Source organism: Paenarthrobacter sp. TYUT067, assembly GCF_023656375.1.
In the GTDB taxonomy this organism is placed as follows: Bacteria; Actinomycetota; Actinomycetes; order Actinomycetales; family Micrococcaceae; genus Arthrobacter.
This window is the reverse complement of record NZ_JAMOIT010000014.1, coordinates 25,499-37,737: the sequence shown is the minus strand read 5'-3', so window position 1 is coordinate 37,737 and position 12,239 is coordinate 25,499. Positions and strand designations below refer to the sequence as shown.

The 12,239-nt window shown below is 61.8% G+C and carries 11 protein-coding genes; 5 read left to right on the top strand and 6 right to left on the bottom strand.

Going from position 1 to position 12,239, the window contains the following annotated elements:
• Window positions 1-9: 9 nt before the first annotated feature.
• Window positions 10-1,350, bottom strand: a complete 1,341-nt coding sequence (gene glnA / locus MOD31_RS13750; protein ID WP_142939511.1) for a type I glutamate--ammonia ligase — start codon at window positions 1,348-1,350, stop codon at window positions 10-12.
• Between the two features lie 190 nt (window positions 1,351-1,540).
• On the opposite strand from glnA, the gene panB reads away from it, so the two are divergent.
• On the top strand, window positions 1,541-2,446 hold the full coding sequence (gene panB, locus MOD31_RS13745; RefSeq protein ID WP_142939512.1) for a 3-methyl-2-oxobutanoate hydroxymethyltransferase: 906 nt from the start codon (window positions 1,541-1,543) through the stop codon (window positions 2,444-2,446).
• A 3-nt stretch (window positions 2,447-2,449) separates the two neighbouring features.
• On the opposite strand, the gene MOD31_RS13740 is transcribed toward panB, so the two are convergent.
• The gene (locus MOD31_RS13740) at window positions 2,450-2,614 is read right to left on the bottom strand and encodes an SPOR domain-containing protein (RefSeq protein WP_142939513.1); all 165 of its coding nucleotides are present in this window, start codon (window positions 2,612-2,614) and stop codon (window positions 2,450-2,452) included.
• Between the two features lie 108 nt (window positions 2,615-2,722).
• Here MOD31_RS13740 and map point away from each other — a divergent pair, with 108 nt between their 5' ends.
• The 3 genes from map to MOD31_RS13725 all read left to right on the top strand — a co-directional run bounded on the left by map (window position 2,723) and on the right by MOD31_RS13725 (window position 5,263).
• On the top strand, window positions 2,723-3,601 hold the full coding sequence (gene map, locus MOD31_RS13735) for a type I methionyl aminopeptidase (RefSeq protein ID WP_142939514.1): 879 nt from the start codon (window positions 2,723-2,725) through the stop codon (window positions 3,599-3,601).
• Between the two features lie 71 nt (window positions 3,602-3,672).
• Window positions 3,673-4,476 (top strand): polyphosphate--glucose phosphotransferase, encoded by an 804-nt coding sequence (gene ppgK / locus MOD31_RS13730; RefSeq protein ID WP_142939574.1) that lies wholly within the window; start codon window positions 3,673-3,675, stop codon window positions 4,474-4,476.
• A 7-nt stretch (window positions 4,477-4,483) separates the two neighbouring features.
• Complete coding sequence (locus MOD31_RS13725) at window positions 4,484-5,263, top strand: SDR family oxidoreductase (RefSeq protein WP_238703444.1); 780 nt, start codon at window positions 4,484-4,486, stop codon at window positions 5,261-5,263.
• 75 nt (window positions 5,264-5,338) lie between these two features.
• Here the strand turns inward: MOD31_RS13725 and nrdR are convergent, their stop codons facing one another.
• From nrdR to MOD31_RS13710, 3 genes are all read right to left on the bottom strand, one after another.
• A complete protein-coding gene (gene nrdR / locus MOD31_RS13720; RefSeq protein ID WP_142939515.1) occupies window positions 5,339-5,839 on the bottom strand; it encodes a transcriptional regulator NrdR in 501 nt (166 codons plus the stop codon).
• Window positions 5,840-6,049: 210 nt separating this feature from the next.
• On the bottom strand, window positions 6,050-7,423 hold the full coding sequence (gene hisD / locus MOD31_RS13715) for a histidinol dehydrogenase (protein WP_223942291.1): 1,374 nt from the start codon (window positions 7,421-7,423) through the stop codon (window positions 6,050-6,052).
• A 4-nt stretch (window positions 7,424-7,427) separates the two neighbouring features.
• The gene (locus MOD31_RS13710) at window positions 7,428-7,961 is read right to left on the bottom strand and encodes a hypothetical protein (RefSeq protein WP_142939517.1); all 534 of its coding nucleotides are present in this window, start codon (window positions 7,959-7,961) and stop codon (window positions 7,428-7,430) included.
• Between the two features lie 114 nt (window positions 7,962-8,075).
• Here MOD31_RS13710 and MOD31_RS13705 point away from each other — a divergent pair, with 114 nt between their 5' ends.
• Window positions 8,076-8,576 carry a flavin reductase family protein gene (locus MOD31_RS13705; protein WP_142939576.1) on the top strand — a complete coding sequence of 167 codons (501 nt, stop codon included), beginning with the start codon at window positions 8,076-8,078 and terminating at the stop codon, window positions 8,574-8,576.
• Between the two features lie 79 nt (window positions 8,577-8,655).
• On the opposite strand, the gene dnaE is transcribed toward MOD31_RS13705, so the two are convergent.
• Entirely contained in the window at window positions 8,656-12,213 is a 3,558-nt protein-coding gene (dnaE, locus tag MOD31_RS13700; RefSeq protein WP_142939518.1) for a DNA polymerase III subunit alpha, read from the bottom strand.
• Between the last annotated feature and the right edge of the window lie 26 nt (window positions 12,214-12,239).

Sequence of the window (12,239 nt, the reverse complement as noted above, 5' to 3'; positions counted from 1 at the left end):
TGGCCCGGCCTAGAGGATGCCGAGGTTGCGCTGCAACTCGTACGGCGTGACTTGGAGGCGGTAGTCCTGCCACTCGGCACGCTTGTTGCGCAGGAAGTGTTCGAACACCTGCTCCCCCAGGATCTCGGCCACCAACTCGGATTCCTCCATGGCCCTGATGGCGTCATGGAGGCTGGCCGGCAACGGCGCATGTCCCATGGCCCTGCGTTCCGCGGTGGTCAAGGACCACACATCGTCTTCGGCTGCCGCGGGAAGTTCGTAGCCTTCCTCGATGCCTTTCAAACCGGCACCCAGCAGCACGGCGTAGGCCAAGTAGGGGTTGGTTGCGCTATCGATCCCCCGGTACTCGATGCGTGCCGACTGGCCCTTGCCCGGCTTGTACAGCGGAACGCGCACCAATGCCGAGCGATTGTTGTGGCCCCAGCTCAGGTAGCTCGGGGCTTCGCCGCCGCCCCAGAGGCGCTTGTAGGAATTGACGAACTGATTGGTGACAGCCGTGAATTCAGGAGCGTGCTTGAGGATTCCGGCGATGAACTGGCGTGCGGTCTTTGAGAGCTGGAACTCGGCACCGGCTTCGAAGAACGCGTTGGTGTCGCCCTCGAAGAGCGAGAAGTGGGTGTGCATGCCTGAACCGGGGTGGTCCGTGAACGGCTTGGGCATGAAGGTGGCGTACGTACCCTGCTGAAGGGCCACTTCCTTGATGACCGTCCGGAACGTCATGATGTTATCCGCGGTCTGAAGCGCGTCCGCATAGCGGAGGTCGATCTCGTTCTGGCCCGGCCCGGCCTCGTGGTGGCTGAACTCCACCGAGATGCCGACGGATTCGAGCATGGTGACTGCGGTGCGGCGGAAGTCCTGTGCTACGCCGCCCGGCACGTGGTCAAAGTAGCCGCCCTCGTCCACGGGAACTGGAGCGCTGTCCGGGCCCAGGTCCTTTGACTTCAACAAGTAGAACTCAATCTCGGGGTGGGTGTAGCAGGTAAAGCCCATGTCAGCGGCCTTCGCAAGGGTCCTCTTCAGGACGTTGCGGGGGTCCGCGGCGGACGGCTCGCCATCGGGGGTAAGGACGTCACAGAACATGCGCGACGTCTGTTCCGTCTCTCCACGCCACGGCAGGATCTGGAAGGTGGACGGGTCCGGCTGGGCGAGCATGTCGGACTCGAACACGCGGGCCAGGCCTTCAATGGCGGAACCGTCAAAACCCAGGCCTTCTTCAAAGGCGCCCTCAACCTCAGCCGGCGCAAGCGCCACCGATTTGAGCGAACCCACGACGTCGGTGAACCACAAGCGTACGAAGCGCACGTCACGCTCTTCGATTGTCCGCAGAACGAACTCTTGCTGGCGGTCCATAGGGCCTCTTTTCCGATTCAGTGTCCATGCCGCTGGTTTCAAGGAGTAGAAGCCACGGCAGCTCAGCCTTCACTCTACTAACAGTTCCGTGCTAATGCCGCAGCAGTAGCTGCGCGTAACACAGCGTTTACAAAAGGTGACGCCGGGCACACTGGTGGCAGCCGCCGTCGGCACCGCTTAGGCTCTATCCATGGCCCCGAGCAACCTTCCTGAGTCCACCACGCCCGCCGAAGTTCCCGCACCTTACGGCACGGGACCTGCAGCGGCCGCCGACGTGCCGTCGGCGGCGGGCAGGAAGCCCATCGGCAGGGTCCGGATCCACCACCTTCAGCAAGCCAAGGACAACGGCGAGCACTTCGCCATGCTGACGGCATATGAGCAGTACACCGCCGAGATTTTTGACCAGGCCGGGATTGAAGTCCTCCTGGTGGGCGACTCCGCTTCGAACAACGTGTTCGGCAATGAGACGAGCCTTCCCGTCACTGTGGAGGAGCTCCTGCCCTTGACGCGGGCTGTAGCCAGGGCGGCCAAGCGGGCGCTGGTGGTGGCTGACCTGCCCTTCGGCAGCTACGAAGTGTCCCCGGCCCAGGCGGTTGCCACCGGCGTCCGGTTCCTCAAGGAAGGACTGGCACACGCCGTCAAAATTGAAGGAACCGCTTACTACGCCGAAACCGTCAAGGCCATGGTCCAGGCAGGAATTCCCGTCATGGCCCACATCGGCTTCACTCCCCAAAGTGAACATTCCCTAGGGGGATACCGCGTCCAGGGCCGTGGCGATGACGCCCAGCGGCTCGTGGACGACGCCATCGCCCTGCAGGACGCTGGCGCCTTCAGTGTCCTGATGGAAATGGTGCCTGCCGAGACTGCAGCCGTTGTGGATGCAGCCCTGCGGGTGCCCACCGTCGGTATCGGCGCCGGCAAGAGCACCACCGGGCAGGTCCTTGTGTGGCAGGACATGGCAGGTTTGCGGGGTGGCAAGATGGCAAAGTTCGTCAAGCAATACGCAGATCTTCGCACCACATTGAGCGATGCCGCGGTCGCCTACGCGGAGGATGTCCGATCCGGACAGTTCCCCGGACCGGAGCACTCCTTCTAACCGCTAATCGTCGTCCTGGGCGTCCCAGGCGTCGTTGCGGGCTTTAACCTTCTCCAAGGCGTGCTCAGCTTCTTCCCTGGTTTTGTAGGGGCCAATCAGCTGGGACCAATCAGACATAGCGTCTTCTTCGATCTCGTGCGTCTTGACGTTGTACCAGTACTCCGTCACGTCTCCTCCTCGATCCAGGGGCTATTGGACGCGTAACGTTGGCGGGGTCACAGGAACCCAGCCACGCTTTGTTACTTACGTCTCTTGTGTGCCTTATATGATCAATCTATGCCTTCTCTTGCCTCGACTGCACCCATCGGCGCCCTCACCCCGGGAACCATCAGCCCTGAACGACCCGTGCCGGCGTCGATTCCCAGGCCGGAGTATGTAGGCAAGAAGGCGCCAGCCAAGTTCACCGGATCCGAGGTGAAGTCCCCGGAGACCATAGAGAAGATCCGGATTGCGGGGAAGATTGCCGCGCAAGCAATCGTCGAGGTGGGCAAGCACATCCAGCCCGGCGTCACCACAGACCAGCTGGACCAAATAGGGCATGAGTTCCTTCTGGATCACCATGCCTACCCCTCCACGCTCGGTTACCGTGGGTTTCCCAAATCTCTGTGTTCCTCCCTCAACGAGGTCATTTGCCACGGAATCCCCGACTCGACCGTGCTCCAGGATGGCGACATCCTGAATATTGACATCACAGCCTTCATCAACGGAGTGCATGGGGATACCAATTACACTTTCCTGGTTGGCGACGTGGACGAAGAATCCCGTTTACTGGTTGAGCGCACGCAGGAGTCGCTCAACCGGGCCATCAAGGCCGTGGCCCCAGGCCGCGAAATCAACGTAATCGGCCGAGCTATCCAGTCCTACGCCAAACGCTTCGGCTACGGCGTAGTGCGGGATTTCACCGGCCACGGCGTGGGCGAGGCCTTTCACACAGGCCTCATCATTCCGCATTACGACGCAGCCCCGGCGTACAACACCGTGATCGAGGCGGGCATGGTTTTCACCATCGAACCCATGCTGACCCTCGGCACCATCGACTGGGAGATGTGGGCCGATGACTGGACGGTCGTCACCAAGGACCACAAACGCACAGCCCAGTTCGAACACACCCTGCTGGTCACCGAGACCGGCGCGGAAATCCTTACCCTTCCCTAAGCTCTCCGGAAGGTCCCGCAGCCCGGGCGGCTGCGCCATGCCCATCCCCTCCTGCCATGATCGGAAATGCATTGTCCAAGAAGGATGAGAAGAACCACAAGAACGCCCCTTTGATCGGTATCGACATCGGCGGCACCGGCATCAAGGGCGGCATTGTCGACCTGAAGAAGGGCAAACTGATTGGCGACCGCTTCCGCGTTCCCACTCCGCAGCCCGCCACTCCGGAGGCCGTGGCCGAGGTTGTCGCCCACATCGTCGAGGAACTCTCCAGCCGCCCCGACGCTCCTGCGGCCGACTCACCGGTGGGTGTCACTTTCCCCGGCATCATCCAGCACGGAGTGGTCAACTCTGCGGCCAACGTGGACAAGACCTGGCTCAGCACCGACATCGATGCCACGTTCACCAAGCGCCTCGGCCGCCCCGTAGAGGTCATCAATGATGCCGACGCCGCGGGCCTCGCCGAAGCCCGCTACGGAGCCGGCGAGGGCGTGGACGGCACAGTCCTGGTGATCACGCTGGGCACCGGCATCGGATCGGCCTTCATCTTCAACGGACAGTTGGTCCCCAATGCCGAGCTCGGCCACCTGGAGGTTGACGGACACGACGCCGAGACCAAGGCATCCGCCGTGGCACGGGAACGCGATGGCCTCAGCTGGGACGAATACGGGGTCCTTCTCAACCGCTACCTTCAGCACGTTGAGTTCCTTTTCTCCCCCGAACTCTTCATTGTGGGCGGAGGCATTTCCAAGCGCTCCGACGAGTACTTCCCGCATCTTGACCTGCGGACCAAAATCGTCACGGCAAAGTTGAAGAACGACGCCGGGATCGTGGGTGCTGCGCTCGAAGTCGCCTTGCACCACAAACTCGCAAAGTAGTTCCAGCGTGGCAGAACAGCTGCCGGCTGCCCGGCCCACCGAACGCGGAGTGGCGATTGTCACTGGCGCCAGCCGCGGGATCGGTGCCGCCGTGGCCCGGGCCGCGGCGGCCGTCGGCTACCTCGTAGTGGTTAATTACTCTGCAGACAGCGAAGGCGCAGAGTCAGTGGTCAACGACATCCTGGCTCAAGGCGGCAAGGCAGTCAGCGTGCAGGCCGATATCAGCCAGCCCGCCGACGTCGGGCGTTTGTTCGACGTCGCCGGCAGCTGCGGTGCGCTCACCGCCGTCGTCAACAACGCTGCCATCACCGGCAACCTGATTGGTCCACTGGCTGACGTCCCTGCAGCAGTAGTGCAGCGCGTTGTTGATGTGAACATCTCCGGAATGATGTTCATGTGCCAGGAAGCAGTCCGGAGGCTCACAACGCACAACGGCGGCAGTGGCGGATCCATCATCAATATCTCGTCCACCGCCACCAAAGCCGGTTCACCGGGAACCTGGGTCCACTACGCGGCCACCAAGGGCGCCGTTGACGTCCTGACGGTTGGTCTGGCAGCAGAAGTGGCCAAGCAGGGCATCCGTGTCAACGCCGTTGCCCCAGGCAGCACGAACACCGGGCTCCACGCAGCGGCCGGAATGCCGGACCGGGTGGAAAGGCTCAACCCAACCATTCCCATGGGTCGCGGAGCCGAACCGGAAGAGGTGGCTGCGGCCGTCATGTGGCTGATGTCGGATGGGGCTGGCTACATTACAGGTGCTGTGCTCCCCGTATCTGGCGGACGCTAGCGCCTGACCGGGACAGCCCGGCCCGGATTGGTGCCGGTGGCGGCTGCGGCTTCCCCTCCGCTGCCGCCACCGGAGTTAGAGCGGGCTCTTTTCCGAACCCGTGGCTTCTTTGGCGCCTGCCTTGGCTTCGTCTGCCTCATGGCGCAGCAGCGAGATGGCCGACTCAAAGTCTTCCAAGGACTCGAACGCCTGATAGACGCTCGCGAAACGAAGGTACGCCACTTCATCCAGCTTCCGCAGCGGGCCCAGAATCGCCAAGCCCACCTCATGGGCATCGATCTCCGCCGCGCCCGAGGAACGAATATTTTCCTCGACTTCCTGAGCCAGCATCGCCAGATCGTCTTCAGTGACCGGACGCCCTTGGCATGCTTTGCGGACTCCGCTGATGACCTTGATCCGGCTGAATGGTTCGCCAACGCCGGACCGCTTGATGACGGACAAGCTGGTGGTCTCCACAGTGGTGAAGCGGCGTCCGCACTCAGGGCATTGGCGGCGGCGGCGAATAGCGGAGCCATCGTCAGCCATGCGGCTGTCAACGACGCGGGAGTCGGGATTCCGGCAGAACGGACAATACACGCTGGGCCTCCCCTGACAGCTCCGGCACGGACTCGGAAACGGCAGGACGCCGGATACGCAAAAGTGCCGGAAGATTCTCCTCCGGCACCAGTTTACGGGCCGCCCCACCGTAATGACAAGCGTGTAACTACTACATGTAGTACAGGGTACCCATATATGTAGTGGTCAGTTAGGTGCTGGTCAGGACTTCTCAGGACTTCTCAGGACTGCTTACGACCCCTCAGTGAAGCGGATCCGGACGGCGTCTCCGTGGCCGGGAAGGTCTTCGGCACCTGACAAGCTCACAATATGTCCGCTGACCTGCTCCAGTGCGGCGCGGTCATAATTGATGACCTGAACTGCACGGAGGAACGTCGTGACATTGAGTCCTGATGAGAAAGCCGCCGTCCCGCTGGTGGGCAGTACGTGATTGGAACCGGCGCAATAGTCCCCCAGGCTTACCGGGCTGAAGTCGCCCACGAAGATCGCCCCCGCGTTACGGATCCGCGATGCGACTGCCGCCGCATCTGCCGTCATGATTTCCAGGTGCTCAGCGGCGTACGCGTTGCAGACTGCGATCCCCTGCTCAAGATCGTCCACCAGCACCACACCGGACTGCGGTCCGGACAACGCCTCGAGGACCCGGGAACTGTGCTTGGTTGCAGAGGCTTGCCGGGCCAGTTCACGCACGACGGCGTCGGCCAGCTCCGGGGAGTCCGTCACCAGGACGGAAGCTGCTTTGGGATCATGCTCGGCCTGGCTAATGAGATCAGCGGCCACCAAGGGGGCCTGCGCAGTGGAGTCGGCGAGGATGGCGATCTCGGTAGTTCCGGCCTCCGAGTCAATGCCCACCACGCCCTTCACGAGCCGCTTGGCTGTGGCCACAAAGATGTTGCCGGGTCCAGTGACCACGTCAACGGGCTCAATGGGCAACTCGCCTCCGGTACCCGGAACGCCGTAAGCAAACGAAACAATTGCCTGTGCACCACCGATGGCGTAGACCTCATCGATGCCCAGGAGCTTCGCGGCGGCCAGGATGGTGGGGTGCGGAAGTCCATCGAAGTCTTTCTGCGGCGGGGATGCCAATGCAATGGACTCGACGCCCGCCGCAACCGCGGGGACCACGTTCATGATCACCGATGACGCCAGAGGGGCCAGTCCGCCGGGAACGTACAGCCCTACGCGCCCCACCGGAATCCAGTTCTGGCTGACAACAGCGCCGTCGCCAAGCTGAACGTCAACGTTGGCAGGGCGCTGCTGGTCAGCAAACTGCCGTGCACGGTTGATGGATTCTTCCAAGGCGGCCCGAACCTTCGGATCAAGTTCGTTCAGGGCCTTGGAGAGCGCCTCTGCCGGGACCCGCGGGTGGGACTGTTCCACACCGTCGAATTTCCTGGCCAGTTCACCCAAGGCGGCAAAGCCACGGCTTCGGACATCGGAAATGATGTTTAGGACCTTCTGCTCCGCATCCGCCATGGTCTGATGCTGCGCCCTGGGAACCGCTGCACGCAGCTCCGCCAGGGAGAGGTGGCGGCCCCGGAAATCGATGCTCCGAAAGGCAAGGGCGTCAGTGGAAGGGGCGGAAGTATCCGGAGAAGTGGTCACCCGGCTATTTTACGGGCTTCTTTGACAGAACCCCGAACAGGGCCAGGACGAACGTGATGAAGGCAATGGCAGCAGGCCACAGGACCAGCACAGCATAGGAGCGAAGCGTGAAACCAAACCCGGAGCCAAGTGCCGGATCCGGGGCCGGACCCAGTAGCTGGCCCGTCAGTAGCCCGACCAACCAGGCGATAAGAGCCCCTAAAGCACCGCCAACAAGGGCAAAGGTCAAGCGTCTGCCCGAACCCTCCCCCTGCAGCTTCCCGTCAAGCATGACGCCGGTGAGGCAGCCTGCCAGCAACATCAGGGCTCCGAGGACCAAGTCCCGCGGAAGCCAGGAATCAGGATTGGCCGCATTGGCCAGATCCGGATTGCCCGAGACCAGGTTCAACCCGCCCGGAGCCAACAGCCACCAGACCACCCCGGCCACCACGCCCAAAGCAGCCGGAAGTACCAGCCACAGCACATCCTTCGGCCGCCGGGGTTTCGTGGCGGGCAACGGTTCTGAAACGGGTGGGACGTGCGCGGTGGGCTCGGTCATGCAACTCACCTTAACAAAGGCTCACGCCTACCCAACAAAATGTGGGGCTCGCCGGATGGGAGGAATACCCTGAAGGTGAGAAGTACCACCGCCACAGCCCAGGAGAACACCCACGTGTCCAGCGAACCATCCGGCTACGATCAGACCTTCCGGGAAATGTTCCGTCGGCATGCCGCCGGAGTGGCAATCATCACGGCGAACCTGAACGGAAGCCCGTTTGGATTCACTGCCACGTCCGTGGCCTCCCTGTCAGCCGAACCGCCCCGCTTCACCTTCAATATGGCCAGAAGCTCCAGTTCCTGGCCGGCTGTGGCCAACGCGGAGTACATCGGAGTTCACATGTTGGGGCTGGAAAACCAAGCCCTCGCCAATCGCTTCGCCCGGACCCGCGATCGGTTCGACGGCGACCACTGGGAGCCGGGCCCCCACGACGTCCCCATTCTCAAGGACGTCAGCGGCTGGCTCGTGGGCAGAATCCAAATGCGCCTGTCCTTCGAGAACAACGCAGTAGTGGTGGTGGAGGTGGTTGATGGGCAAGTGGGCCAGGACGGCACTCCCCTGCTCTACCACGGCGGCGCCTACAGCAAGCCCGCCCCGCTCGACTACGAAATCTAAGGGCTGAGGATTCCTGCGGCGGCCAGCCTTGCCAGGACCTCTGTATCAGTTATCCAGGTGTATCAGTTGCGCAGGTGTATCAGTTGTCCAGGCAGGCCGGACCCAGCAGCACCTTGAGGTCCCCGAACAGTGATGGGCTGGGGTTAACCCTCATATGGACCGGCAAGCCCATAACCTCTACCTTCGTATCGCCCATCAGTTTGAGACGGACTTCCGAGTTTCCGCGGTGAGTGCGCAGCACATCCCGCAGGTCTGTCACAACTGCTTCGGTGGCCTTGAACGTAGGAATGGTGATAACCACCGGACCGTTCACGCTTTCGCTGAGGTCCGGGACGGAAAGCTCCATGCAATTCAGGGTGACCGCACCGTCATCGCGGCGCTGCAACCGTCCCTTGACAACAACAATCAAGTCCTCGGCCAGGACCGAGGCAATGGGCCCGTACACCTGGCCGAAGAACATGACCTCCATGGAAGCGCCGAGGTCCTCGATCTCTGCCCGGGCGTACGCGTTTCCGCTGGCCTTGGCGATCCTGCGGCTCAGCGAGGTGATCATGCCCGCAATGGTGACAATGGCGCCGTCGTGCGGTCCGTCCTCAGCGATGATCGAGGTGATGGACTGTTCCGCGTGCTGGCTGAGGACGCCCTCCAATCCCTGCAGGGGATGGTCTGAGACATAAAGGCCCAGCATGTCCCGTTCGAAGGACAGCTTGTCCTTCTTTTCCCACTCGGGCAGATCCGGGATTTCCGTTGTCAGCGACGCCTCGGGCTCCTGGTCTTCAAAGCCGGCGAAAAGATCGAACTGGCCAATGGCCTCATTGCGCTTGAGCGTGATCACGGAATCTATGGCTTCTTCATGGATCATCGCCAGAGCCCGCCGGTGATGGCCGAGCGAGTCGAAGGCCCCGGCTTTGATCAGCGATTCGATGGTGCGCTTGTTGCACACCACGGCCGGCACCTTCAGGAGGAAGTCCTTGAAGGACGTGTACTTTCCTTCGGAAGTGCGGGCGGCCACCATGGCATCCACCACGTTGACACCCACGTTGCGAATGGCGCCCATACCGAAGCGGATGTCCGTGCCCACAGGGGTGAAGTTCAGCGATGATTCGTTGACATCCGGCGGCAGGACCGTGATGCCCATTCGACGACACTCGTTGAGGTAGATGGCGGATTTGTCCTTGTCATCACCCACCGACGTCAGAAGTGCCGCCATGTACTCCGGCGCGTAGTGCGCCTTCAGGTAGGCCGTCCAGTAGGAGATCACGCCGTACGCGGCCGAGTGGGCCTTGTTGAAGGCGTAGTCGGAGAACGGGAGCAGAATGTCCCAGAGCGTCTTGACAGCGGCCATGGAGTAGCCGTTGTCCTGCATACCTTGGGAGAAGCCGGCGAACTGCTTGTCCAGCTCGGACTTCTTCTTCTTGCCCATGGCACGACGGAGGATGTCTGCTTGGCCGAGAGAGTAGCCGGCCAGCTTCTGCGCCACAGCCATGACCTGTTCCTGGTACACGATCAGGCCAAAGGTTCCACCCAGGATTTCCTTGAGCGGTTCTTCCAGTTCCGGGTGGATGGGGATTACTTCCTGAATCCCGTTCTTGCGCAGAGCATAGTCGGTGTGGGCGTTGGCACCCATGGGACCAGGCCGGTACAGCGCAAGGACTGCGGAGATATCTTCGAAGTTGTCAGGCTTCATCAGCTTGAGCAGGGACCGCATGGGTCCACCGTCGAGCTGGAACACACCAAGGGTGTCACCGCGGGCCAGGAGCTCGTAGGACGGAGCGTCATCGAGTTCCAGGTTTTCCAGGTCCAGGTCAACGCCGCGGTTCATCTTGATGTTTTCCAGGGCATCGGAAATGATCGTCAGGTTCCTCAGGCCCAGGAAGTCCATCTTGATCAGTCCGAGGCCCTCGGAGGTCGGATAGTCGAACTGGGTGATGACTTGGCCGTCCTGGAAACGGCGCATGATGGGGATGACGTCGATGATGGGGTCCGAGGACATGATGACGCCGGCGGCGTGAACACCCCACTGGCGTTTCAGGCCCTCGATGCCCAGCGCGGTCTCGAAGACCTTGGCGGCCTCGGGATCGGTAGCGATCAGCTGGCGGAAGTCCCCTGCCTCGCTGTAGCGCTTGGACTCCGGGTTCTGGATGTCGGCCAGCGGAATGTCCTTGGCCATGACGGCAGGCGGAAGGGCCTTGGTGAGTGTCTCGCCCATGCTGAACGGATAGCCGAGCACACGGGAAGAGTCCTTGAGCGCCTGCTTGGTCTTGATGGTTCCGTACGTGACGATCATGGCAACGCGCTCGTCGCCGTACTTCTTGGTGACGTAGTCGATCACCTCGGAGCGGCGGCGATCATCGAAGTCGACGTCGAAGTCAGGCATGGAAACGCGGTCCGGGTTGAGGAAGCGTTCAAAGATCAGGCCGTGCTGCAGCGGGTCGAGGTCGGTGATGCGCATGGCGTAGGCCACCATGGATCCTGCACCGGAACCACGGCCGGGACCTACCCGGATGCCATTGTTCTTGGCCCAGTTGATGAAGTCGGCAACCACCAGGAAGTACCCGGGGAATCCCATGGAGGTGATGACACCGAGCTCATAGTCAGCTTGCTTGCGGACCTTGTCCGGAATGCCCTGGGGATAGCGGTACTTCAGACCGGCGTCCACTTCCTTGACCAACCAGGAGGTCTCGTCTTCACCGGGAGGACAAGGGAAGCGCGGCATGTAGTTGGCGCCGGTGTTGAAGGAAACTTCGCAACGCTCGGCGATGAGCAGCGTGTTGTCGCAGGCTTCAGGGTGATCGCGGAACAATTCCCGCATTTCCTGCGGAGATTTCAGATAATAGCCACTACCGGAGAACGCAAAGCGGGAACCGCCGTTATCGTACGTCGGTTCCAGGAGCGTGGAACCGGACTGAATCGCCAGCAACGCTTCATGGGCCTTGGCATCGTGCTCATGGGTGTAATGGAGGTCATTGGTGGCCACGAGTGGCAGGTTGAGTTCCTTGGCCAAGCGCAGGAGGTCGCCGGTGACGCGCCGTTCAATGTCCAGCCCGTGGTCCATCAGTTCGCAGAAATAGTTCTCCGCTCCGAAGATGTCGCGGAACTCTGCTGCAGCCTCCACGGCTTCGCGGTACTGCCCCAGGCGCAACTTGGTCTGGACCTCTCCGGACGGGCATCCGGTGGTGGCGATCAGGCCTTCGGAGTAGGTGTTGAGCAGTTCCCGGTCCAGCCGCGGCCACTTACCAAAGACAGAGTCCAGGGAAGCAATCGAAGAAGCCCTGAAGAGGTTCCTCATGCCCACGTTGTTGTAGCTCAGCAGCGTCATATGGGTGTACGAGCCACCGCCGGAGACATCGTCCTTACGCTGGCTTTCGTCGCCCCAGCGCACACGCTCCTTGTCCCCGCGGGCGGTGCCGGGTGTTACATAGGCTTCGACGCCGATGATCGGCTTGATGCCCTTGTCTGTGGCTTTGCGCCAGAAGTCGAACGCCCCGAACAAATATCCGTGGTCAGTCGTGGCCAGGGCCGGCATGCCCAGCCGTTCGGTTTCATCGAAAAGCTCACCGAGCCGGGCAGCTCCATCCAGCATGGAGTACTCAGTGTGGGTGTGCAGGTGGACAAACGAATCATTGCTGGAAGTCACCACGACAGTCTACCGTCCCGTGTCAT

What these genes read in the sequence shown, in the direction of transcription:
- panB (WP_142939512.1), top strand. Translation starts at nt 1,541, where the DNA reads ATGGCCCCGAGCAACCTTCCTGAGTCCACCACGCCCGCCGAAGTTCCC.
- map (WP_142939514.1), top strand. Translation starts at nt 2,723, where the DNA reads ATGCCTTCTCTTGCCTCGACTGCACCCATCGGCGCCCTCACCCCGGGA.
- glnA (WP_142939511.1), bottom strand. Translation starts at nt 1,350, where the DNA reads ATGGACCGCCAGCAAGAGTTCGTTCTGCGGACAATCGAAGAGCGTGAC.
- MOD31_RS13710 (WP_142939517.1), bottom strand. Translation starts at nt 7,961, where the DNA reads ATGACCGAGCCCACCGCGCACGTCCCACCCGTTTCAGAACCGTTGCCC.